The sequence below is a fragment of the Flagellimonas lutimaris genome, from assembly GCF_051494225.1.
In the GTDB taxonomy this organism is placed as follows: domain Bacteria; phylum Bacteroidota; class Bacteroidia; order Flavobacteriales; family Flavobacteriaceae; genus Flagellimonas; species Flagellimonas lutimaris_A.
This window is the reverse complement of the sequence record NZ_JBNPYE010000002.1, coordinates 333,969-357,437: the sequence shown is the minus strand read 5'-3', so window position 1 is coordinate 357,437 and position 23,469 is coordinate 333,969. Positions and strand designations below refer to the sequence as shown.

Sequence of the window (23,469 nt, the reverse complement as noted above, 5' to 3'; positions counted from 1 at the left end):
CATGAAGAAGATTATTTTTTTATTATGTCTCCTTTCGTTTACCCTTGGATATTCCCAAAACGAAACCCTGTTTAATGAAGCTACCGAGCTTTACAACAATGGTGAATACTCCAAAGCAATAGAAAACTACAAGCAAATCCTCGAAAATGGAAAACATTCCGCATCGTTATATTTTAATCTGGGGAATAGTTATTACAAGCTCAATTCCATTGGCCCAAGCATTTATTACTACGAAAAAGCGTTATTGCTATCACCCAACAACCAAGAAATAAAAGACAACTTAAGGTTTGCACAAAATATGAGGTTGGATGCCATAGAAGAGGTGCCAACAACCGAGATATCAAAAATCTATAAATCAGCTGTGGGATTGTTCTCCTATGATGGATGGGCCTATTTGGCAGTTGCTTTGGTATTTTTGTTTGTTTTGGCTTATATGGCCTATTACTTTTTAAGACCGGCCAACCAAAAAAGGGCTGCTTTTATTTCGAGTATCTTTTCGTTGATTGTTGGAGTGGTTTGTATTTTGATGGCCTATCTCAACTATCAGCAGTTTAAAAATAACGATCCCGCCATAGTTTTTGCGAAAGAAGTAAACGTAAACTCCGAACCCAATGTCAACAGCAATAGCGTATTTACCATCCACGAAGGGACAAAGGTGAATATTTTGGACGAACTGGACGATTGGAAGAGAATACGCATTGCAGATGGGCAAACAGGATGGTTATTGAGTGACAATATTAAATCATTGAAAGATTTTTAGACATTATTAACAAATATATCTGAATCGTACCTTAATTTTGCGATAATCATTTGATAATGCGAATACTGGCCATACCTTTTATTTCTATCATGATGGTATCAATTTTATTGACATCATCTTTTATTCCCCTTTTGGGAAAGGAATACAGTACTGCCATTGTTCTTGGCTCTTCCGAAGAAGAGAATAATACCCATGACTCTTCGACCAGTAACACTTTTGACGCCAAATACTTTATGTCAAAAAGTTTCTTTTCTACAGATCCATCGCTAAATCAGGAAAAGAACGATAATACATCAGGGTACGTATTCGTTATATTAGAGTTTACCCTTGAAACCCTAGACCCCCCTCCCCGAAAATTGGTTTAACCATAAAATTCACATTCAAATCAATTTTTAATCGTCCTCCATCAAAATTCATCTGATGCAGAGGACTAATCTTACTTATTATGTTCAAGTATATTAAAAATGACTTACCTGCCAGTATTGTCGTCTTTTTTGTAGCACTACCCCTTTGCTTAGGTATTGCACTGGCCAGTGGGGCCCCTTTATTTTCGGGACTCATTGCAGGTATTATCGGCGGTATCGTAGTTGGGGGCCTTAGTGGTTCGCAAATTGGGGTGAGCGGTCCTGCTGCGGGACTCGCCGCCATTGTTCTTACTGCTATTGGAACCTTGGGGGGTTATCAAAATTTTCTGGTCGCTGTGGTTTTAGGCGGCATCATTCAACTTATTTTCGGATTCTTAAAAGCGGGAGTTATTGCTTATTATTTTCCATCCTCGGTAATTAAAGGAATGCTTACCGGTATTGGTATCATTATCATTCTAAAACAAATACCGCATTTTTTCGGTTATGATGCCGACCCGGAAGGTGATTGGTCATTCTTTCAGGTAGATGGTGAAAACACATTTAGTGAAATTATTAATACCGTCAACTTTATAAGTCCAGGTGCAACCCTAATTGCGGTTATTGCCTTGGCCATACTAATCTTGTGGGGGCAGGTTTTGACAAAAAAATCCAAAATCTTTGAGCTTATTCAAGGTCCATTGGTCGCCGTAGTAATTGGGATCGTTTATTTTACATTGACGCAAGGCGATGACACTTGGGGTATCTCTGCTGAACATTTGGTGAAAGTTCCCGTTCCTGATAGTATTGAATCGTTCTTGGGATTTTTTAGTTTCCCAAACTTTTCCGCCATAACCAACCCTGATGTATGGGTAACAGGTTTCACCATTGCTTTGGTGGCCAGCTTGGAGACCTTGCTCTGTGTGGAAGCAACGGATAAATTAGATCCCGATAAAAGAACAACGCCCACCAACCGTGAACTTAGGGCCCAAGGAGTCGGAAACATGCTTTCGGGTCTGGTTGGAGGTCTTCCAGTGACTCAGGTTATCGTCCGTAGCTCCGCCAATATTCAATCCGGAGGTAAAACAAAAGCGTCCGCCATCATTCATGGATTTTTGCTTTTGGGTTCGGTTATTATAATCCCAACCCTGCTCAACATGATTCCACTATCTGTTTTGGCAGCCATACTATTTATTGTAGGATATAAACTTGCGAAGCCCAGCCTGTTCAAAACCATGTACCAAGCAGGTTGGAAACAATTCGTTCCCTTTGTGGTAACCGTGGTAGGTATTGTTTTTACAGACCTTTTAGTGGGAATAAGCTTAGGTCTTGGAGTTGGAATCGTAGTTGTTCTAATAAAAAGTTACCAAAACTCCCACTTCCTTCATATTGAGGATAAAAGTAATGGAGTTCATAAAATTAAAATGACATTGGCAGAAGAAGTAACCTTTTTCAATAAAGGAGCAATCTTAAAAGAACTGGATAGTCTACCTGAAAATTCATACCTTGAATTAGACGTTAGAAAAACCCGTTTTCTTGATAATGATATTGTAGAAATCTTAGAGGATTTCTCCGATAAAGCAAAGAATAGAAACATCGACATAAAAATTATATCCGAAAAAGGTGAGGTTGAAAATCCTGACAGTTATATAGAATTTTTTAATCTAACACCGAAAAAATCGGCATAAAATATACATATGAAAGCACATACAAGAGAAACACAATCGACGATGACGCCTGAAAAAGCCATTCAATTTTTAAAGGAAGGCAATCAGCGTTTTCAACAAAATTTAAAAGCAAACCGAAACCTTTTGGAGCAAGTCAATGATACCAAAGATGGGCAATTTCCATTTGCCACTGTTTTGAGCTGCATAGACTCCAGGGTTTCGGCAGAACTTGTTTTTGACCAAGGCTTAGGTGATATTTTCAGTATTCGAATAGCAGGAAATTTTGTTAACCAAGATATTCTGGGCAGTATGGAGTTTGCCTGTAAATTAGCAGGAACTAAGACCATAGTTGTCTTAGGGCATACCAGTTGTGGAGCCATAAAAGGAGCTTGCGACCATGCACGTCTAGGCAATCTAACTGCCCTTATAAATAAAATAGAACCTGCTGTATATGCCGTTAAGGAACCAAAAGAAGAATCCCAGCGGAATTCCGAAAACTTAGATTTTGTTGATGCTGTTTCTGTCAAGAATGTTGAAATGACCTTGGAAAACATAAGAAACCAAAGTGTCATTTTAAAAGAGATGGAAGAAAATAAAGAAATTGCCATTGTGGGTGCCATGTGCGACATCTCAGATGGAAAGGTCACTTTTATGTAACACAAAGAATCCTTTTAGCAACAAATGCCAGTGGATTGTATCCATTGGCATTTTGTATTTGTAATATTGCTATATTCAAACTACATATTAATAACCATACCATGTTTAAACACCTAAAGGGAGATTTGTTCGGAGGTATCACTGCAGGCATTGTTGCCCTGCCCTTGGCTCTTGCCTTTGGGGTGAGCTCCGGACTGGGACCAAGTGCTGGGCTGTACGGTGCTATTTTCATTAGTTTTTTTGCCGCGCTTTTTGGGGGCACCGACACACAAATTTCCGGCCCAACCGCTCCAATGACCGCCGTAAGTATGGTTGCCGTTGCAGGTATTATAGCCATGAACGATGGCGACATCAACAAGGCGCTCCCTGCTATTCTTACTGTTTTTTTATTGGCAGGAATCATGCAGGTAGGTTTGGGGCTTTTGGGAATGGGAAAATATATCAAATACATTCCATACCCCGTAGTTTCAGGCTTTATGACAGCTATTGGCATTATTATTCTAGTGACTCAACTATTGCCTGCCGTTGGGTACTATCCTGAGAAAGACGAAGCTTATGTAAATCAATTTATGCCGGAAGCTGAGGAACAAATTTTGGAAAATATCCTTCAGGAAGAAGCTGGTGAGGGTATTTTGGTTTTGGAAGATTTTACAGAGACCATAAAACGTGCTGACAAAATTACCCCTGCAGATATGCTAAAAGAAGCTGGCATCCTAGCCTCCAAAGAAGCATCAGGAGTTATTGGAACTTTTAAAGTGCTTCCCAGAGCCTTGAAAAATATTAATTGGTTGGAACTGGCTCTGGCCCTGGCTACCATTATCATTATTTATGGTTTTAAACGGATAACCACGGCTATTCCCAGCACGCTAGTGGCATTGATTGTTGTTTCGGGTGTGGCCTTTGGGTTTAAAATGGATTACAGGCCCATTGAACAGATTCCCAGTGGTTTGCCAATTCCCAATCTTGAGGTTTTTACAACATTTAACTTAGATAGTATTACTCCATATATTTTTACTGCTTTTACTTTGGCCCTCCTTGGTGCCATAGATTCTTTGCTTACATCCGTTGTTGCCGACAATATGACCCAGACCAAGCACAAACCTAACAAAGAGTTGATAGGTCAAGGTATAGGGAACAGTATAGCGGCCATTTTCGGAGGCATTCCAGGCGCAGGGGCCACCATAAGAACTGTGGTGAACATCAACTCCGGAGGGAAAACAAAACTTTCCGGTATGGTCGCTGGTGTGCTTTTACTCATTGTTCTACTCGCATTGGGTCCCGTGGCATCCCAAATACCAGCTGCTGTACTGGCAGGCATTTTGGTAACCGTAGGTATTGGTGTGATGGATTACAGAGGTTTGAAAGCCATTCCACACTTGCCAAAAGACATAAAATTAGGCCCCCTAAAGTTGAGTTCAGAGGTCATAGTCATGCTGGTGGTCATGGTGCTTTCATCCGTTTGGAACTTGGTTTATGCTGTTGGCATCGGCTTGGTTATCGCTTCCCTGATGTTCATGAAGAAAATTGGAGACCTTACCGCATTGCACTCGAATGTAAGGGCATTGCGTGAAGAATCCTGGTCCGATGAGAAAAATATTCCTCAAAAAATCAAAGATGACGTTTTTATAAAGCACATCAAAGGACCCTTGTTTTTTGGTTCCACAAATGAGTTTCAACAATTGGCCTCCAAAATACCTGAAAATGCCTCCACCGTGATTATACGAATGGGCAGAATGCAGTATATGGACCAAACCGGGCTATATGCCATGGAGGATGTATTGCAGGATTTAAAGCGAAAAGATGTTACTATTCTTTTGGTCAATATATTGGATCAGCCCAAGTATATGTTGGAGCGAATAGATATTATTCCAGACCTGATTCCAAAAGAAAACATCTTCGAAAACTTTAACGCCTGCTTGGAATGGGTGGATCAAAATTTAAATTCCAAGGTATAACATACGATTTTAATGCCAATACAGGATTTTCCACAAGATTCAGGTCCCATATATCTAGAAACAATTGATGGCAGGTTTCCCGTAGAACCGTTTAATACTTATAGCAATCTCATTTTTCTGGTGTTGATCGTTTACTGGGGCATCAAGGTATATCGAAACCCAAGACAGCATCAATTTTTGGCTTGGATGCTTCCCATTATAGGGATTAGCTATGTTGGAGGCACGGTGTATCATGCCACGCGCAGCCATGAATTTTGGCTCCGATTGGATTGGATGCCCATCATGTTGCTCTGTGCCGCCTTGGTCATATACTTTATATTTAAGCTCGTAAACTCTTGGTGGAAAAGGCTGCTTTGGATCACCGTATTGCTCAGCGCATCATTTTTGCTTCGGATTCTTCCGCTTCCAGCGGGATGGAGAATTTCTTTGGGATATGTGATTACAGCTGCCACTATTCTCATTCCAATTACGTGGTATTTGATAAAAACAAAAGGCAAAAACATAAGTTTGGTCGTGACAGCCTTCTTAATTTTTGCTATCGCCATTTTCTTTAGAAGCATTGATCTGCATCAAAATTTCTTCCCCATGGGCACACATTGGTTGTGGCATCTTTTGGGTGGAATTGCAGTACATTTTCTTATTGCTTATATATTCAATGACAATTTGCTAAATTTGTCCGCCAATAGCGCAAGCAATCATGATTGATACCATTAAGGAACACATCGCCGAAGTAAAAGAATTTACTTCGACCTCAATTCAAGAAATTGAAGCTTTCCGAATTAAGTATTTGGGGAAAAAAGGACTTTTGAACAGTTTCTTTGCCGAATTTAAAAATGTACCCAACGAGCAGAAAAAAGATTTTGGCAAGGTTGTCAACGAATTGAAAACCGCCGCTACCGAAAAGGTCAACGAACTTAAGGAGACCTTGGAAAACCAATCTGAGGCTACTGGAAAATATGGTGACTTGACACGTCCCGGCGAGCCTGTTGAAATAGGTTCCCGTCATCCTATCAGCATTGTAAAGAATCAAATTATTGACATTTTTTCAAGAATCGGGTTCAATGTTTCTGAAGGGCCAGAAGTAGAAGATGATTGGCACAACTTTACAGCACTAAATCTTCCGGAATACCACCCTGCCCGAGATATGCAGGATACTTTTTTTATCCAAACGGATCCGGATATCCTATTGCGCACCCACACCTCATCCGTACAGGTAAGATATATGGAAGGCAACAAACCTCCTATTAGGACCATTTCCCCTGGAAGGGTTTATAGAAACGAAGCAATTTCAGCTCGTTCCCATTGCTTTTTCCATCAGGTGGAAGGTTTGTATGTGGACAAGAATGTATCCTTTGCCGATTTAAAACAGACCTTGCAATATTTCACCTCCGAAATGTTCGGCAAGTCAAAAATTAGATTACGCCCTTCTTATTTTCCGTTTACGGAACCCAGCGCGGAAGTTGATGTTTACTGGGGCTTGGAGACCGAGACAGATTATCGGATGACCAAAGGTACCGGTTGGCTGGAAATTATGGGCTGTGGTATGGTGGACCCCAATGTGCTTAAAAATTGCGGTATAGATCCCGAAGTATATTCTGGTTTTGCCTTTGGTATGGGAATAGACCGTATCGCACTCTTGCTTCATCAAATTTCCGATATTCGATTGCTCAGCGAAAATGATGTTCGTTTCTTGGAACAGTTCAAAAGCGCTCTGTAAAACATTTTATGAAAAAGGATATTGAAATTCCCGTAGCCAAGGATGTCCATGTTGCAGTAATTCGTGAGTGGAACGATGAATTTCTATCCAAAGATTGGAATGCCTACCTCATTAATAACAGAACGGATGCCATTGAAATGACCATTGTGGTTTCCAAAGGCTTCGACGGGGATACAAAAACCTCTACCATACGCCACGGTATTGGGGTTCTTGAACCAAAATCCTTTAAAAAAATTGAATTGCTACAAGAAGAGGTGCTAGCACTCAATAATGAATTCTTTGTTACCTTTTTTGCCGAAAACAAACTATTTGAAAAAAGGTTTCTATTTCCTAAACATACTATTGCAGAAGACAACCTTACCACAATCCCAATCATAGATAAGGAAGGGATTCTTCCTGAGGGTTGATGGGTGTTTTACGAACTAAAACGTTCTTTTAACAAAAATTTAGTTCTTGTTAGTTCGGTTTGTTCCGAACCAACATTACTTTTGTCTCTTTAAAATCCACTTATGGAAAAGACGAAAGAAGAAATAATTGAAACTTTAGGGCTCCATTTAGAAAAAGAGTACAACCTACCTCCTTTGGCTGCCCGCATATACGCAATACTTATATTGACCGATGAGGATGGAATTACTTTTGAAGATTGTTTGATGAAAAGAGGCGCCAGCAAAAGTTCCACCTCCACCTCTTTAAATCTGTTGCAAAACATGGGCTTGGTCACCTATTTTACCAAACCCGGTGATAGAAGAAGGTATTTCATCACTGCGAAGAAAAAAACATTTTTTCTTTCCAAACTTCAGGAAAACTTGAACCGAGTAGAGACTGAAAAAAATATCATCACCTTGGTTTTGGACTACCATAAAAAGCATAGTCCAAAAAAGTATGAAGAAGGCCAGGTGAGAACCCAGGTATACCTTGATTATGCCAACGAAAACGAAAAGATTTTAAAGAAATCAATCAAAAAGCTTGAATCAATATTAAATGAGTAACCACTCCAACAACCATAAACACAGCAAAGTAAATTCTTAAATGAAAACAATCAAATCAATCTTAGTATCAGCAGTTGCACTTTTGATCATATCCTGTGGAGGGAAAAATCAGCAGCAAGCTGCTTCACTCCAAACACCCTCACTTAAAGTAAGCACACTGAAAAAGCAGGATATCACCCTATACAATTCCTACTCCACTAACATTCAAGGGATACAGAATGTTGAAATCTGGCCTAAAGTTTCTGGGTTTGTTCAAAAAATTCATGTGGAAGAAGGTCAGCAAGTAAAAAAGGGACAATTGCTCTTTAAACTGGAAACCCAAACACTTTCCCAAGATGCCCAAGCGGCCAAAGCGGCTGTAAATGTCGCCCAAGTGGAGGTAAACAAGCTGGTCCCATTAGTTGAGAAAAACATAATCAGCGAAGTACAATTAGAAACTGCCAAAGCCCAATTGGAACGAGCAAAAAGTAACTATAGCAGTATTACAGCAAACATTGGCTACTCCAATATTCTAAGCCCAGTAAATGGGTACATTGGTGAAATTCCATACAAAGTTGGCGCCTTGGTGAGTAGCACAATGGGGGAGCCTTTGACAATGGTTTCAGATATCAGCGGTATTCGAGCCTATTTCTCCATGACAGAGAAAGAGCTATTGCAAATGAAAACAGAAATGACCAACAATGGTACTACTGCTTCTTACGAGAATACTCCAGATGTAGAATTGGTTATGATCAATGGAGAAACTTATCCGCAGAAAGGTAAAATTGCAATGGTCAATAACATCATCAACCCTTCTACAGGAAGTGTGACGCTTAGGGCAGATTTTGACAACCCTAACCTATTGTTGAGCTCCGGTAGCACGGGCACTATAAAGGTTCCATCCACTTACGAGGCTACTTTTGTGATTCCGCAATTTGCCACCATTGACCTTCAAGGTACCAAAATGGTGTATGTACTTAACGATGATAATACGGTAAACACGAAACCATTGAAAATCGTTGCCCAAACCGATACCCAATTTATTGTGAACGAAGGTCTGGAAGAAGGAAAGTCCATCGTAACCGAAGGAGTGTCCAAGTTAAAAGATGGCCAAACCATCAATCCGGTAAAACAATAATCGTATCAATCATTTATAGAACAAATTATATATGTTCCAAAAATTTATAGATCGTCCTGTACTCTCCACGGTAATATCCGTTATCATTTTGATATTAGGTATTCTGGGACTAAGTACATTGCCCGTAGAACAATATCCAGAGATTGCACCACCCACTGTTCAGGTTAACGCCAATTATACCGGTGCCAACGCCGAAACGGTGCTTAAAAGTGTCGTGATTCCCTTGGAAGAACAAATCAATGGTGTGGAGGGAATGACCTACATGACCTCATCTGCCAGTAACGATGGTGCGGCCAATATTAGTGTTTTCTTTGAACTTGGTGTTGACCCGGACATTGCAGCCGTAAACGTTCAAAATAGGGTTGCCAGAGCCAACAGTCTCTTGCCCCAAGAAGTTATACAAACTGGAGTAACCACTCAGAAGGCACAGAACAGTGCCCTAATGTTTTTCTCCCTATTTAGCAAGAACGAAGATTACGACGCCACATTTGTAGAAAACTATGCCAAGATCAACTTGGTGCCGAAACTACAAAGGGTTAAGGGTGTTGGTAATGTAAACGTATTTGGTTCCAAGGACTACTCCATGCGAATTTGGATTTCCCCAGATAAAATGGCTGCCTACAATTTGGTGCCTGCGGACATTCAAGCTGCACTGAGGGAGCAAAACAGAGAAGCTGCAACAGGTAAAATTGGTGAAAACGCCGATGGTATTTTTGAATATGTGATGAAATACAAAGGCCGTCTATCTGAGGTAAAGGAATATGAAAACATTATTCTTAAAACTACCGATGATGGAGGTTTTCTTCGACTAAAAGATGTTGCTGAAATAGAGCTTGGAGCATTGAGTTACGTAAGAAAGAACTCTGGAATGGGCAACCCCGGTGTTGCGGTGGGGGTATACCAAACCTCAGGATCCAATGCAAAAGAGATTATTGATCAGATTGAGGATATCTTGATCGAAAGTCAGGGAGAATTCCCTAAAGGAATGGATTATGTTATCCCTTTCAACTCCAAGGATTTTTTAGATGCATCCATTGATCATGTAGTACAAACATTAATCGAGGCATTTATCCTGGTATTTATTGTTGTATTCCTGTTCCTTCAAGATTTTAGGTCAACACTTATTCCCGCCATTGCCGTTCCCGTGGCCATTGTAGGTACATTTTTCTTCCTGCAATTGTTCGGGTATTCCATAAATATGCTAACCCTATTCGCGATGATCTTAGCGATTGGTATTGTGGTGGATGATGCCATTGTGGTAGTAGAAGCAGTTCACGCCAAACTTGAAGAAGGGGCAGACTCCGCAAAAACAGCCACTAAAAAAGCTATGGGAGAAATTTCAGGTGCCATCATCTCCATTACTTTGGTAATGTCAGCTGTATTTATCCCTGTTTCCTTTATCCAAGGATCATCTGGTGTGTTCTACCAGCAATTTGGTATTACCCTGGCCGTGGCAATTTTGATATCTGCCATTAATGCCTTGACCCTGAGCCCTGCTTTGGCCGCACTTTTCCTTAAGCCACACAATAATGAAAAAGGGAAAAAGGAAAATCTATCGAGCAAGTTCTTTAGAGCATTCAATGTTGGGTTTACAGCTATCACCAACAAATACACCAATACCGTTGGAAATCTGGTAAAGCGAAAGTGGTTAACCGTATTTATGTTGGCAGCGTTCACAGGTTTGGCCATTTATTTGTTCAAGACCACACCGGCCGGTTTCGTACCCAATGAGGACCGTGGGATTATTTTCGCCAACGTAAGTATGCCCCCTGGAACTACCATTGAAAAAACAGAGGAAACTATTATGCAGCTGGATTCCATTTATGCTTCTATGGATATAATTGATGCCAGGATGAGCGTAGCCGGGTTTAGTTTGCTGAACAGGGTAAGTGCCGGTTCCTACGCATTCTCTATTATGAAATTGAAGCACTGGGATGAAAGGAAAGCAGACTCATTATCCGTAAATGCTACCATACAGCGATTGTTTGCGATGTCGGCTCAATTTAAAGATGCGGAAATCATCTATTTTACCCCTCCGAGTATTCAAGGGTTTGGTACCAGTTCCGGTTTTGAAGTGCAACTGCAGAGCAAGACTGGTGAAGACTGGAATTCCATCAATGATGTGAAGAACCAATTTTTGGGAGCCCTTAATGCGAGACCGGAAATACAGTATGCCATTTCCCAATTTGATCCTGGGTTTCCCCAATATAACCTTGATATTGATATAGAGAAAGTTAAAATGGCTGGATTCTCTGCTACCGACATTTTTAATGCCCTTCAAGGATATTATGGTGGTATTTACTCAACTGACTTTAATAAGTTCGGTAAGCAATACCGTGTAATGATCCAGGCCAAGCCCGAAGATCGTGCCAATGAAAATTCCTTAAACCACATTTTTGTTAGGAACAACAATGGGGAATCTGTTGCCGTAAGTCAATTTGTTACCCTCAAAAAGATTTATGGTCCAGAAGTTGTGCAACGATTCAACCTTTTGAGTTCTGTAAAAATAACAGGGGTTCCCAATCCAGGATATAGTACCGGTGATGCCATTACGGCAATTGAAGAAGTGACCGCCCAAGTGTTACCAACCTCTTATACTTATGATTATTCTGGCCTTACCCGAGAAGAGAGCAATTCTGGTTCCCAGACCATTATCATATTTATTTTAAGTTTGGTGTTCGTGTATTTCTTGTTGAGCGCCCAGTACGAAAGTTATATTTTGCCGTTTGCAATTTTACTTTCCTTACCTGTAGGGATTGCGGGAGCCATTCTATTTGTAAATCTGGGAGGATTGGAAAACAACATTTACTTTCAGATTGCTATAATCATGCTTATTGGTCTTTTGGCCAAGAACGCTATTCTGATTGTTGAGTTTTCATTACAGCGAAGGAAGGCAGGGCTATCTTTGTTCGATGCGGCTGCGGATGGTGCTCGCGCCAGGCTGCGTCCAATTCTTATGACATCATTTGCCTTCATCTTTGGTCTATTGCCACTCGCCCTTTCGTCAGGCATTGGGGCAATTGGCAATCAATCCATTGGACTCAGTGCTGTTGGAGGAATGCTCGTTGGTACCATTTTGGGGGTGTTCATTATTCCTGTGCTCTTTGTAGTCTTCCAAGCGCTTCAGGAGCGTATTTCCGGAAAGCCTGAAGTAATTCAAAATGAAAGCAATGCCTAATTATTCTTTGACCAAACAAAGTATATCATCCATGAAAATTAGATCCACATATAAACTACTCTTGATATTAACGGCTCCGTTATTACTGCAATCTTGCTTCGTGGCCAAAAACTATTCAAGACCGGAAATAGAAACCGAAAACCTTTACCGAACCGATAATTTGCCACAGGACAGTATTTCTATGGCAGATGTATCATGGAGGGACTTGTTCAAAGACCAACAATTGAAATCCTACATTGAAGAAGGTTTGGAGAACAACATCGATATCAGGATCGCCCTTCAGAATGTTTTAGCCGCGGAAGCTTATGTAAAACAAGGAAAGGCAGGGTATTATCCAACTTTATCTGGAACAGCTAGTTTTACAAGAACAAAAAACTCGCAAAACAGTCAGTTTGGTAGTTTTTTCACCCGTCCCTTGGAGCAATATGAGTTATCTGGTGCCCTTTCATGGGAAGCTGATATTTGGGGCAAGATAAGAAGCAACAAAAGAGCTTTTGGTGCTGCTTATCTGAAAAGTGTTTCAGCCCATCAAGCGGTAAAAACCAACTTGATTGCCAGCATTGCCTCAACCTATTATCAATTGCTGGCCTTGGATAAACAGCTGGAAGTTTCCAAACAAACCTTGGAATCCAGAAAGCACAGTTTGGAGACCACAATCGCCCTTAAAGATGCAGGACAGGTAACAGAGGTTGCAGTAAAACAAACCGAAGCCCAAGTACACACCACCGAAATTATAGTGATTGACCTTGAGAACAACATCAAGCTATTGGAAAATGCATTTAGCATTCTTCTTGGTGAAGCTCCTCAGGAAATTCAACGGGGTAGTTTGGACAATCAAACGATCGATACTGAATTGAGTACAGGAGTACCTTATTTATTGCTCGCCAATCGCCCAGATGTAATGCAGGCAGAATACGGTCTCATCAACGCTTTTGAACTGACCAATGTAGCAAAGAGCAGTCTGTATCCTTCTTTAAGTTTATCTGCTAACGGAGGATTTCAAAGTTTGCAGTTTGAAAATTGGCTGGATGCCAGCTCTCTATTTTCCAGTTTGGTGGGATCCTTGACACAACCCATTTTTAACGGAAGACGACTACGCACTCAAATGGAAGTGGTCAAAACACAACAGGAACAAGCTTTGTTGAGTTACAAACAAGCTTTGCTTACAGCTGGACGAGAAGTGAGCGATGCCCTGTATACTTACGATGCTGAAACAAAAAAATTGGAAGCTCGTTCCAAAGAGTTTGGTGCTTATGCCACAGCAGAGAATTATTCCGAAGAGTTGCTCAATAATGGTCTTGCCAACTATTTGGAAGTGTTGACTGCTAGGCAAAACGCCTTGAACTCCGAGCTTAACTATGTGGATTCGCAATATGCGCAATTGAGTTCCATTGTGGAATTGTATAGAGCACTTGGTGGAGGCTGGAAATAATAATCGTGGGAGATAAAGCCTACATATTAGCCTATGCCATTGAGAACTTTACCAAATTCGGAAGCAAACGATTCTCCATGGATGAATTGGCCACGAACCTGGGCATTTCGAAAAAAACCCTCTATAAACATTTTAACAGTAAGGAAAAACTGGTAAAGGAAAGTTTTCAGTTATATTTAAACAAAATCCGTGGTGACATGGATGAATATATGCTCGAAAACCCAAATGAAGAACAACCTCTTACCACCATAATTTATATATATAAGCGAGGGTTGATGGCCTTTCAGGAACTCAACCCTTCTTTTTTATATGGGCTCAGCAAATATTATCCCAAGGCCTATAAGATATATTCCCAGCTAAAGCATGACATTGTCTGGGATATTGTATGTCCGCTTTTAAAAAAAGCACAGGAATTGGGACAGGTCAGAACCAATGTTAATATTGAGTTGGTTTGCACACTTTTTTTGTCCCGAATGGAAGAAATTGTCTATTCCAAGGCCAATTTGTTCGATGAATATAACCTTCATGAACTGCTAGACCATATCATTATCAATAACCTACGGGGCATATTAACGTTTTCATATCTTCAAAAAAGCCCCCTTCAATAGTAGTTCCAGTTAACAATTCTTTAAAAAACTTCCTTTAATTTTAATACATTCTCTTATAAATCGTTGATTTTTATCGTTTTATCGTTGTTTTTGGCAAAATGATCACATATTTTTAATTTCTTCTAAAAAACTAAAAACCAATGGGAACTACAACTAAAATCAACAGACGCGATTGGATAAGAAAAAGTGTGCTCACTGCAGGGGGTGCAATGGCCTTACCATATATTGGATTGGCCGAAACGCCAAAAGTTCCATTAACCTTGGATGCCGAGGGCAATGCAATCTATAGTCCTTTCTTTAAAGAGTATTTACCAAAGCCTGATACAATCTTTCCAGAATTGGCTGCAAAATTGAATGCCAACGAGAATCCCTATGGTCCATCACCAATGGCCTTGGAAGCCTTTAAAAATTCAGCTTCCGGAGGAAACAGATATGCATGGAAGGAATTGTTCCAATTAGTGGACAAAATTGCAGATTTTGAAGGAGTTGAGAGCAAAAATGTTATGATGGGCCCCGGTTCTTCCGACTTGTTGGAAAAAACAGCCATGGTTTTCTTTATGAACGGAGGTAATGTAGTTTCCGCTGACCCAGCTTATATGTCTCTTATTAGAGTAGCGGAATCCGTTGGTGCTTCATGGAAACCTATTCCTTTAAAAGATGACTGGTCACATGATCTAAAGGCCATGGAGGAAGCAATTGATGATGACACCAAATTGGTCTACATCTGTAACCCAAACAACCCAACTGGATCCATGACGGACCATGAGGAATTGGTCGATTTCTGTTCTCGAGTATCTGAAAAAGTTCCCGTATTTGTGGATGAAGCCTACCTATGGTTCTTGGACGAAGGAGCCAAAAAGAGCATGGTTTCCTTGGTAAATGAAGGTAAAGATGTAATCATTGCCCGAACCTTCTCCAAAATCCACGGTATGGCGGGGATGCGTGTTGGATACGCTGTCGCCCAAGAAGAAACTTTGGGAAGAATACAAAAAATAACAAGAGGAGGTATGGGAATCTCCTTACCCTCTGTATATGCCGCAATGGCTGCCATGGATGATGATGCTTTCATTGAAAAATCCCGTAACCTCAATGCCGAGTGCCGAGATTACGTCTATAAGAGTCTAGAAAAAATGGGCATCACTTCTTATGTTCCTTCTTCAACAAGTTTTATCATTTTCCCTATTGAAATGGAGGGCCAGGCGTTCTTAGAGCAAATGACCGAGTTAAAGGTGGGAGTCCGTGCTTTCGAATTTATGGATCAAAACTGGTGCCGTGTAAGTATGGGAACCATGGACGAAATGAAAACATTTACCGCCGCACTCAATAAAGTGTTGGTATAGTGGATGTAGGCATTCAAAAAACCATTGTATTTCTTTTTTTCATCTTCATTGGGGTTTTACTCAAGGTAAAATTTAAATCCAAGGAGGAAATTACGGGAATAAAAAAGGTAATTCTTAACCTAGCATTGCCCGCGACCATTTTTATTGCGTTGTTAGGGGTAAAGGTGGAATTACACCTATTAATATTGCCCCTGTTAGCGCTTGGGCTTAACCTATTGTTGTTTTTTGCCATGCCCTTTATTTTGCCCCTCATGGGTATTGGCAAAGGAACTTCCGAGTACAGAACCGCCAAATTATTGGTGCCTTCCTTGGCCCCGGGATTATCTTCCTTTCCTTTTATATTAGAGTTTTTAGGAGACGAATATCTCGCAAAGGCAGCCATGTCTGATCTTGGAAACAAGGTCTTTGTACTGTTCTTCTTGTATTTGGTGGCCATGAACTGGCACTACAGCCTTCAGTCCAATGAAAAGAGAAATGGTGGTACCAAGTTAAAGCCCTTGATCAAAGCCATGGTATCAGAGCCCGTAAACGTTTTTATCGGCGCTGCTTTGGTTTTACTGGCGTTTGGCCTTAGCATGGATTCACTTCCATTTTTTATGAGCGAAACCTTGGAGAAGCTAAGTTTGATCATGACGCCTTTGGTGTTATTATTCATCGGATTGGCCGTGAAAATCAAAAGGAAACAATTCTTTCAAATTTTCTCATTGTTGTGCACCCGTGCAGGTTTGGTTTTATTGATTTCAGGTGTTTTTGTGGTGCTATCAGGAATTGAGGCACGAAATGAGATATTATTAATCCTGGCCTTTGGCCTAAGCGCCTGTAGTTTTTGGCCCTACGCCCATATCGCAGCGGTAGATAGTATGGAGATGGACAAAAAATCCAAGAAAAAAACATTCAGTAGTGACTTTGGTGTGGCCATATTGGCATTGTCATTCCCATTGTCCACTATCTTGATCTTGGCAACTTTAAACAGCGGTTCGTTCTTTGTGAACCCTTTCAATATTTTCATGATGGCCGTTGTGCTCTTAACAGTTGGTTTTGCCATTCCATTGATCAGTGGTGTCAGCAAAAAAAAGTGGTCAGGACAAAAATTAATCGATCATGAAATAAATTCTGCTGCCACAGAAAAAGCTGCCTAGGTTTCCGAAGAAAAGTTGTTTTTAAATTCCTAACTTTCAAAAAATCATGAAATCATGAAACAACTACTCCCTACTGTTTTGACCCTTTTTTTTGTTGGAGCGCTATCTGCTCAACAACCAAAAGTCAATCAAGCCCGACTTGAAGATCGGATATTTGATCTTGCCGAATTTGGTCTGCAGGAAAATGGAGAAACGGAACGTGTTGCCTTTAGTGATGCGGATATCGATGCCCGAAATTGGGTGATCAAAACCCTAAAAGGTTTTGGCATGGAGGTAAAGGTTGATGCTGCAGGAAACATTATTGGAACAAGGCAAGGAACAGATTCATCAAAAAAACCAATAGCTTTTGGTTCCCATATTGATAGGGTACCCAATGGAGGCAATTATGATGGCTGTGTAGGTTCCATGGCAGCCCTGGAAGTGATTGAAATCCTGAACGAGAACAATATCAAAACCAAACATCCATTGGAAGTCATCATTTTTCCGAATGAAGAAGGTGGGGTAATGGGTAGCAGGGCCATGGCGGGAAACTTAGGTAAATCTGCCCTTTCGGTTGTTAACTCGACAGGATATTCCATGGGTGAAGGTATCATGAGAATTGGTGGTGATACCACAAAACTTGCTGATGCCAAACGCGAAAAAGGGAGCTTGGCCGCTTTTTTAGAGCTTCATATTGAACAAGGAGGTAAGCTTGAAAAAGAAAATCTGGATATTGGTGTGGTAGAAGGCATTGTTGGCCTTAATTGGTGGGATGTAGTCTTTACAGGCTTCGCCAATCACGCAGGCACCACCCCCATGAACGCCAGACAAGATGCGTTGTTGGCTGCTGCCAAATATATTGTAGCGGTAAATGAGATCACCAATAGTTTTGAAGGAACTCAAGTGGGTACTGTGGGTAGAATCAAGGCGGAACCAGGTGCACCCAATGTAATTCCAGGAAAGGTAACCGCTAGTCTGGAAATCCGTGATTTGTCTTTGGAGGTGATTCAAAAAGTGTATCAGGCCATCAAGAAAAAAACAGAAGAAATAGCCGAAGCGTCCAATGTGTCTGTAGAATTTTTACCGTTGGACACAACTGCGGAACCAGCCTTGACCGATACAAGCATCCAAACAGAAATCGAATCATCTGCCAAAGCACTTGGGTTAAGCTATCAATATATGCCCAGCGGTGCCGGCCATGATGCTCAAGATATATCAAGATTTGCGCCTGTGGGGATGATTTTTGTGCCGAGCAAAGGAGGAATTAGTCATTCACCCAAAGAGTTTACTTCAGCAGAAGATATGGCAAACGGTGCCAATGTGCTTTTGCGCACTATTTTGTCGTTAGATAAAAAGTTGGATTGATTATTCAGGGTTACTTGCCAAAATAATCTTTCTAGCAGCATTCGCAATCAAACCAATACTTAACCAATAGGTGCTTAAAATCACAATGCTGGAATAATCAAAATCTGTTTTGAATTTTGATATGGCAATCATAGTATCGGAAAACATAAAGAGCAAGACAGCTATGGCTATCCAAAGAAATTCTTTTCTCTTTTCCTTAAGGAAAAGCCCAATACCTTGCCATGCCATAAAACAAATAACCACCACGTAACCACCGACAGGAATCATAAAGTCTCCCAACCCAGGTTTCAACCAAAAGAACAATGAGATCCCAATGGCATACAGAATCAAAAAAGAAATCCAATGCGGGTGAAATCCTTTAAGGTTTATAAACCCAATTGTAAATAGGATATGTGCTACCAAAAAAGCGGCGAGTCCGAACACAAAATAAGCTGAAAACAACAAAAGTATATCCCCCAACAAGCAAAACAACAACGCAGAAATCATTAACTTTTTAAACTTGGAAGACTTTTGTTTGGGCAGAAAAAATAATAAAGAAGTCACCAGAATAGTGGTCAATGGCTTTAAGATCATATATACTGTTCTATTACCCAAGACCTCCATCAAAACGCCCAAAATGGCGCTTAAAACAATCAATAGGTTGATTGTTCTCGCTGCACGCGGTGCTTTACTCACCATTGCTTAAACGGTTTTTTACTTAACTGGGAATTATAGTATTGTATTTGACCTGTTACTTCCTCGCCCAACCAATCTGGTTTTTCAAAACGTTCGTCCTCATGGTTCAATTCAATTTCTGCCAAAACGAGACCTTTATTCTCCCCTAAAAACTCATCTACTTCATACAAATGGTTGCCAAAAGGCACTTCAAACCTTATTTTTTCCAAAATACCTGCTTCACAAAGGTCAATAAGATTGGCCGCTTCTGCAGCAGTAATTTCCGTTTCCCATTCAAATCGGGTGGTTCCTGATTCGTTACTGGCTCCCTTAACGGTCAAAAAACCCTTATCACCCTTTATTCTAACCCTAACTGTTCGATCGGGGTCCGTGTTCAGGAATCCCTGTACTATTCGCGTTTGGGATGTGAATTTCTGTTTAAACCCATCAGACCTGACTAAAAATTTACGTTCTATTTCCAAATGTTCCATCAAACTAAATATACCCTAAATTTGAAAATGGACTTTGATTTTCCTTTAAGAAAAATTATTCATGTGGATATGGATGCCTTTTATGCGTCCGTAGAACAGCATGACAACCCCGAACTTAAAGGTAAACCTATTGCCGTAGGTGGAGGCTCCAAAAGAGGTGTGGTTTCGGCCGCTAGTTATGAGGCAAGAAAATTTGGAGTGCGAAGTGCCATGGCTGGATCTATTGCGAGAAGAAATTGCCCTGACCTCATTTTTGTAAAGCCCCGATTTGATCGTTACAAAGAGGTTTCCATGCAGATCCGGAGTGTCTTTTTTGAATACACGGATTTGGTGGAACCGCTTTCCTTGGACGAGGCTTATTTGGATGTGACCGAGAATAAAAAAGGAAATCCGTCCGCTACTTTGATTGCCCGAGAAATTCGGCAAAAAATATTTGATAAAACTGGGATGACGGCTTCGGCTGGAATCTCCATAAACAAGTTTATAGCCAAGGTCGCCAGCGATTGCAACAAACCCAACGGACAAAAAACGGTAAACCCCGAAGAAGTCCTTGAATTTTTGGAGGAACTGGACGTTCGAAAATTCTACGGTGTGGGCAAAGTAACCGCCGAAAAAATGTATCGCTTGGGTATTTTTACCGGACTCGATTTAAAGAAAAAATCCCTTGAATTTTTGGAGGACCATTTTGGAAAAAGTGGTAGCTACTATTACAATGTAGTCCGCGGAATTCACTTGAGTAGCGTAAAACCTCATCGAATTCCCAAATCTGTAGGTGCGGAGCGAACGTTTTTTGAGAACCTGAGCAGCGAGATATTTATGTTGGAGAAACTGGAAAATATTGCCGCCGAATTGGAAAGAAGGCTTCAAAAATCGGAAATTGCAGGAAAAACAGTCACTTTAAAAATCAAATACAGCGATTTTACCCTGCAGACACGCAGCAAGACCCTTCCCTATTTTATTGCAAGCAAGGATTTGATCTTGGAAACCGCCAAAGAACTGTTGTATCAATCTTCTTTGGAAAATTCGGTACGTTTGTTGGGCATTTCCTTGGCCAATCTCAATACTGAAAAAGAGAAAAAGAGCGAAGAAAAAGAAACGGTGCTTGTTCAGCTCAAATTTGATTTTTAAAAGAAAAAGCCTCCCGATTGGGAGGCTTCATTTTTTTAATTTTTGATATCTGTCTTAACAGGTTCTACTACTGGCTTTTTTGGATTACCATCGGCATCGATTTCTATGATGTTGTCAAAATCAAGTTCATCCAGTTTATCTATTATTTCAGCTCTATCCCCTACCATAAACCAGTTTACCTTTTCTGGCTGTACCACTTCATTGCTCACTTTTCCGATATCATCCACAGAAAGGTTTCTTACATTCTGATCATATTTTTGATAATAATCGTCAGGTAAATCGTATCGAATCAAGTTCCTAACCGAACTGTTCACCGAGCTGTTGGTCTCCCATTGGCCAGGAAGTTTCAGTACTTGATTGGTTTTTACCTTCTCCAGTTCTTTGCTGGTTGCTGGACGTGTAGAAGTGAATTCCGAAATTTCCTTTCTGATTTCGGTAACGGATTCAGCAGTCTTATCAGTTTGCACCGGTGCATAAACAATAAACGGACGCTCTTCCTTGGAGCCCATAACAAAACCTCCCGCTCCGTAGGACCAGTGTTTGTCTTCCCTTAAGTTCATATTGATTCGGGAAGTAAAATCACCTCCAAGAATATTCACCATTTGCTCTAGGGCTATTTCGTTTACATCACCGTATTTTTCAGTCAAATGTCCAGCAAGAATTACAGATTGTTGGGATTCTGGCCTGTTCATCAAATACAGTGTATTCTTTGAATTGGTTTTGGGCTCGTTGAACGCAATGGTCGGAACATCACCCTTCTTCCATTTACCCAGTGTTTTTTCCAATTTGGATTTCAACTCGTTCATATCAACATCCCCCGTAACAATTAAGGTAGAATTATTGGGTTTGAACCATGTATTATAAAATTCCACAACATCTTCCCTGGTCAATTTTGAAACGGTATCCTCATATCCAGTTCCCGTATAAGGACTACTGTATGGATGATCTTCTCCATAAAGGTACTTGTTCATGACCCGCAAAGCCATGGTTATGGGTTGCGATTTTTCTTGTTTTATGTTATTGATCTGTTCTTTTTGAAGTCTCTCGAATTCCTTCTCGGGGAAAACAGGGTTTAGGACCACGTCCATAAATAAATCCAGACTGGCATCCAAACTTGGCTTTAAAGTACTCATGTACACGTTAGATTGATCCTGACTTGAAAAGGTGCTTAAAGATGCCCCTAGGAGTTGAAGCTGCTCATTGATTTCAAGGGAAGTTTTGTCTTTGGTTCCCTCATCCATTAAATTCATGGCCAAATTCGCCGTCCCAGGACTGGACAAGTAATCGGTTTTGTAACCTGCATCGGCAACTAAATTGATAACTACCGTGGGAACTCCTTCGCGCTGGGCCAAAACTACATTAAGTCCATTGGATAATTGTGTGCGCTGGAGTTCTGGAAATTTGGAACTTTTTGGCGCTCCAAGCTCAGGCAACTTGCTCCTATCCACGGAAGATTCTACAATATCATATTCTGGAAACGGTTTGCAAACCAAAATGTGCTTCCCTTTGGTGAGCCATTTAGCAGCGGTTTTCTGTAGATCTGCTATAGTGGCTTCTTCAACATATTCCAATTTTGTTTTGTAGTAAGATGCATCTCCATGATACGTTTGATTGGATGCGAGAATATCCGAAACTCCACCGAAGCCTCCTATTCGCTCCATACCCTTGATGAAATTGGCAAAGTAATTCGCCTTTACTCTTTTAAGTTCTTCTTCTGTTGGGCCTTCTTTGATAAATTTATCAATCTCTGCCTGAAGTTCCCTCTCTAACTTTTCAGGATCTTCTCCCGCTTTTACATTTAAATAGGTGATGAATCGACTCGCAATCTCACTTGATGCCTGAAAAGAAACAGCAGCACTGGCCGACTGATCTTGGTATATAAATTTTTGATATAACCTTGAGTTCTTGCCACTGGTAAGAATAGCCGAGATTAGGTCAAAGTGTAAGTCCTCTTTAAACCCAAATGGAGGGGAATTCCAAGCAAATAATACTCTTGTCTCAGGAACACGATCTTGGTATTCTTGACGGGAATCATAAATTTTATTGGGGATATTAACTTCTTGACGCTCCACGGTAGGACCCGAAGGAATATCTCCAAAATACTTGATTACCTTTTGATGTGCTTCCTCAGCATCCACATCTCCCGCAATGGCAACAACGGCATTGGCTGCCCCATAATAGGATTTAAACCAATCCTGTACATCTTCCAAAGAGGCGGCGTTCAAATCTTCCATCTCACCAATCACGGTCCATGAATAAGGGTGTCCTTTGGGATACATGGCCTTGGTCAAATAATCCCACTGCATTCCGTATGGTTGATTTTCACCCTGTCTTTTTTCATTTTGCACAACACCTCGTTGCTCGTCCAATCTTTCTTGGTCAATGGCACCTAACAAGTGCCCCATTCGGTCGGACTCTAAAAACAAAACTTGATCCAAGGCCGAAACAGGAACATTTTGAAAGTAGTTGGTCCGGTCTGTGTTGGTGGTTCCATTTAAATCGGTTCCCCCTATACTTTCCAAAGCTTGGAAATAATCGGTATTGTAGTTTTCACTTCCATTGAACATTAAATGCTCAAATAAGTGTGCAAATCCACTTTTCCCGGGTTTCTCATTTTTAGATCCAACGTGATACCAAACATTGACGGCGGCAATAGGTGCTTTATGGTCTTCATAAACTAAAAGGGTAAGACCATTTTTTAAAGTGTACGTTTTGTAATCGATGTCTATGTCATCCGCTTTAAACTGAAATTCTTGCCCATAACCAATGGGAAAACATAAAAGGCCCATAAACAAGGCCAGAAGTACTTTTTTCATTTTGGTAGTGTTTTAATTATTTTGATTGATAAAATTGCTCTCTACAATATAAGAAATAGTTTACAATCAACACGATTTTAATTAGTTACCGCATTCATAAGAAAGCCCCTAGATTTTAAGAATTACTTTTCCTGCC

20 protein-coding genes are annotated in these 23,469 nt (G+C 40.6%); 17 read left to right on the top strand and 3 right to left on the bottom strand.

Annotated features, from left to right (window positions below; translation table 11 throughout):
- The first annotated feature begins 1 nt into the window (after position 1).
- From ACQQ5U_RS06795 to ACQQ5U_RS06720, 16 genes are all read left to right on the top strand, one after another.
- Positions 2-760, top strand: coding sequence for a tetratricopeptide repeat protein (locus tag ACQQ5U_RS06795; RefSeq protein WP_437396223.1), 759 nt, complete (start codon positions 2-4; stop codon positions 758-760).
- Positions 761-816: 56 nt separating this feature from the next.
- The gene (locus tag ACQQ5U_RS06790) at positions 817-1,125 is read left to right on the top strand and encodes a hypothetical protein (protein ID WP_437396222.1); all 309 of its coding nucleotides are present in this window, start codon (positions 817-819) and stop codon (positions 1,123-1,125) included.
- Positions 1,126-1,205: 80 nt separating this feature from the next.
- Positions 1,206-2,789, top strand: coding sequence for a SulP family inorganic anion transporter (locus ACQQ5U_RS06785; RefSeq protein WP_437396221.1), 1,584 nt, complete (start codon positions 1,206-1,208; stop codon positions 2,787-2,789).
- A gap of 9 nt (positions 2,790-2,798) precedes the next feature.
- Positions 2,799-3,425, top strand: a complete 627-nt coding sequence (locus ACQQ5U_RS06780; RefSeq protein ID WP_437396220.1) for a carbonic anhydrase family protein — start codon at positions 2,799-2,801, stop codon at positions 3,423-3,425.
- A 101-nt stretch (positions 3,426-3,526) separates the two neighbouring features.
- Positions 3,527-5,380, top strand: a complete 1,854-nt coding sequence (locus ACQQ5U_RS06775) for a SulP family inorganic anion transporter (RefSeq protein WP_437396219.1) — start codon at positions 3,527-3,529, stop codon at positions 5,378-5,380.
- Between the two features lie 12 nt (positions 5,381-5,392).
- On the top strand, positions 5,393-6,085 hold the full coding sequence (locus ACQQ5U_RS06770; protein WP_437396218.1) for a hypothetical protein: 693 nt from the start codon (positions 5,393-5,395) through the stop codon (positions 6,083-6,085).
- On the top strand, positions 6,078-7,097 hold the full coding sequence (gene pheS, locus ACQQ5U_RS06765; protein WP_437396217.1) for a phenylalanine--tRNA ligase subunit alpha: 1,020 nt from the start codon (positions 6,078-6,080) through the stop codon (positions 7,095-7,097). Before ACQQ5U_RS06770 ends, pheS begins: the two co-directional genes overlap by 8 nt.
- Positions 7,098-7,105: 8 nt before the next feature.
- Positions 7,106-7,504: a hypothetical protein gene (locus tag ACQQ5U_RS06760; protein WP_437396216.1), complete on the top strand. Its 399-nt coding sequence runs from the start codon at positions 7,106-7,108 to the stop codon at positions 7,502-7,504.
- Positions 7,505-7,606: 102 nt separating this feature from the next.
- Positions 7,607-8,086 (top strand): GbsR/MarR family transcriptional regulator, encoded by a 480-nt coding sequence (locus ACQQ5U_RS06755; protein ID WP_437396215.1) that lies wholly within the window; start codon positions 7,607-7,609, stop codon positions 8,084-8,086.
- A gap of 40 nt (positions 8,087-8,126) precedes the next feature.
- Positions 8,127-9,203: an efflux RND transporter periplasmic adaptor subunit gene (locus ACQQ5U_RS06750; protein WP_437396214.1), complete on the top strand. Its 1,077-nt coding sequence runs from the start codon at positions 8,127-8,129 to the stop codon at positions 9,201-9,203.
- Between the two features lie 31 nt (positions 9,204-9,234).
- Complete coding sequence (locus ACQQ5U_RS06745) at positions 9,235-12,381, top strand: efflux RND transporter permease subunit (protein WP_437396213.1); 3,147 nt, start codon at positions 9,235-9,237, stop codon at positions 12,379-12,381.
- A 31-nt stretch (positions 12,382-12,412) separates the two neighbouring features.
- Positions 12,413-13,813, top strand: coding sequence for an efflux transporter outer membrane subunit (locus tag ACQQ5U_RS06740; protein ID WP_437396212.1), 1,401 nt, complete (start codon positions 12,413-12,415; stop codon positions 13,811-13,813).
- Positions 13,814-13,818: 5 nt separating this feature from the next.
- Positions 13,819-14,421, top strand: coding sequence for a TetR/AcrR family transcriptional regulator (locus tag ACQQ5U_RS06735; RefSeq protein ID WP_437396211.1), 603 nt, complete (start codon positions 13,819-13,821; stop codon positions 14,419-14,421).
- A 140-nt stretch (positions 14,422-14,561) separates the two neighbouring features.
- Positions 14,562-15,761, top strand: a complete 1,200-nt coding sequence (locus tag ACQQ5U_RS06730) for a pyridoxal phosphate-dependent aminotransferase (protein WP_437396210.1) — start codon at positions 14,562-14,564, stop codon at positions 15,759-15,761.
- Positions 15,761-16,900: a permease gene (locus tag ACQQ5U_RS06725; RefSeq protein WP_437396209.1), complete on the top strand. Its 1,140-nt coding sequence runs from the start codon at positions 15,761-15,763 to the stop codon at positions 16,898-16,900. The genes ACQQ5U_RS06730 and ACQQ5U_RS06725 overlap by 1 nt, the downstream gene beginning before the upstream one ends.
- Before the next feature lie 54 nt (positions 16,901-16,954).
- Positions 16,955-18,244, top strand: a complete 1,290-nt coding sequence (locus ACQQ5U_RS06720; RefSeq protein ID WP_437396208.1) for a Zn-dependent hydrolase — start codon at positions 16,955-16,957, stop codon at positions 18,242-18,244.
- Here ACQQ5U_RS06720 and ACQQ5U_RS06715 read toward each other — a convergent pair whose 3' ends face one another.
- Entirely contained in the window at positions 18,245-18,922 is a 678-nt protein-coding gene (locus tag ACQQ5U_RS06715) for a lysoplasmalogenase (RefSeq protein WP_437396207.1), read from the bottom strand.
- Positions 18,916-19,389: a CYTH domain-containing protein gene (locus ACQQ5U_RS06710; RefSeq protein ID WP_437396206.1), complete on the bottom strand. Its 474-nt coding sequence runs from the start codon at positions 19,387-19,389 to the stop codon at positions 18,916-18,918. The genes ACQQ5U_RS06715 and ACQQ5U_RS06710 overlap by 7 nt, the downstream gene beginning before the upstream one ends.
- Positions 19,390-19,416: 27 nt before the next feature.
- Between ACQQ5U_RS06710 and dinB the strand changes: the two genes are divergently transcribed.
- Entirely contained in the window at positions 19,417-20,517 is a 1,101-nt protein-coding gene (gene dinB / locus ACQQ5U_RS06705) for a DNA polymerase IV (protein ID WP_437396205.1), read from the top strand.
- 35 nt (positions 20,518-20,552) lie between these two features.
- On the opposite strand, the gene ACQQ5U_RS06700 is transcribed toward dinB, so the two are convergent.
- Positions 20,553-23,333, bottom strand: coding sequence for a M16 family metallopeptidase (locus ACQQ5U_RS06700; RefSeq protein WP_437396204.1), 2,781 nt, complete (start codon positions 23,331-23,333; stop codon positions 20,553-20,555).
- Between the last annotated feature and the right edge of the window lie 136 nt (positions 23,334-23,469).

Excerpts from the sequence above, each read along its gene's own strand:
- ACQQ5U_RS06740 (WP_437396212.1), top strand. The coding sequence starts at position 12,413 with ATGAAAATTAGATCCACATATAAACTACTCTTGATATTAACGGCTCCG.
- ACQQ5U_RS06795 (WP_437396223.1), top strand. The coding sequence starts at position 2 with ATGAAGAAGATTATTTTTTTATTATGTCTCCTTTCGTTTACCCTTGGA.
- ACQQ5U_RS06730 (WP_437396210.1), top strand. The coding sequence starts at position 14,562 with ATGGGAACTACAACTAAAATCAACAGACGCGATTGGATAAGAAAAAGT.
- ACQQ5U_RS06720 (WP_437396208.1), top strand. The coding sequence starts at position 16,955 with ATGAAACAACTACTCCCTACTGTTTTGACCCTTTTTTTTGTTGGAGCG.
- ACQQ5U_RS06760 (WP_437396216.1), top strand. The coding sequence starts at position 7,106 with ATGAAAAAGGATATTGAAATTCCCGTAGCCAAGGATGTCCATGTTGCA.
- ACQQ5U_RS06715 (WP_437396207.1), bottom strand. The coding sequence starts at position 18,922 with ATGGTGAGTAAAGCACCGCGTGCAGCGAGAACAATCAACCTATTGATT.
- ACQQ5U_RS06755 (WP_437396215.1), top strand. The coding sequence starts at position 7,607 with ATGGAAAAGACGAAAGAAGAAATAATTGAAACTTTAGGGCTCCATTTA.
- pheS (WP_437396217.1), top strand. The coding sequence starts at position 6,078 with ATGATTGATACCATTAAGGAACACATCGCCGAAGTAAAAGAATTTACT.
- ACQQ5U_RS06780 (WP_437396220.1), top strand. The coding sequence starts at position 2,799 with ATGAAAGCACATACAAGAGAAACACAATCGACGATGACGCCTGAAAAA.
- ACQQ5U_RS06770 (WP_437396218.1), top strand. The coding sequence starts at position 5,393 with ATGCCAATACAGGATTTTCCACAAGATTCAGGTCCCATATATCTAGAA.
- ACQQ5U_RS06775 (WP_437396219.1), top strand. The coding sequence starts at position 3,527 with ATGTTTAAACACCTAAAGGGAGATTTGTTCGGAGGTATCACTGCAGGC.
- ACQQ5U_RS06790 (WP_437396222.1), top strand. The coding sequence starts at position 817 with ATGCGAATACTGGCCATACCTTTTATTTCTATCATGATGGTATCAATT.
- dinB (WP_437396205.1), top strand. The coding sequence starts at position 19,417 with ATGGACTTTGATTTTCCTTTAAGAAAAATTATTCATGTGGATATGGAT.
- ACQQ5U_RS06750 (WP_437396214.1), top strand. The coding sequence starts at position 8,127 with ATGAAAACAATCAAATCAATCTTAGTATCAGCAGTTGCACTTTTGATC.
- ACQQ5U_RS06710 (WP_437396206.1), bottom strand. The coding sequence starts at position 19,389 with ATGGAACATTTGGAAATAGAACGTAAATTTTTAGTCAGGTCTGATGGG.
- ACQQ5U_RS06785 (WP_437396221.1), top strand. The coding sequence starts at position 1,206 with ATGTTCAAGTATATTAAAAATGACTTACCTGCCAGTATTGTCGTCTTT.
- ACQQ5U_RS06700 (WP_437396204.1), bottom strand. The coding sequence starts at position 23,333 with ATGAAAAAAGTACTTCTGGCCTTGTTTATGGGCCTTTTATGTTTTCCC.
- ACQQ5U_RS06745 (WP_437396213.1), top strand. The coding sequence starts at position 9,235 with ATGTTCCAAAAATTTATAGATCGTCCTGTACTCTCCACGGTAATATCC.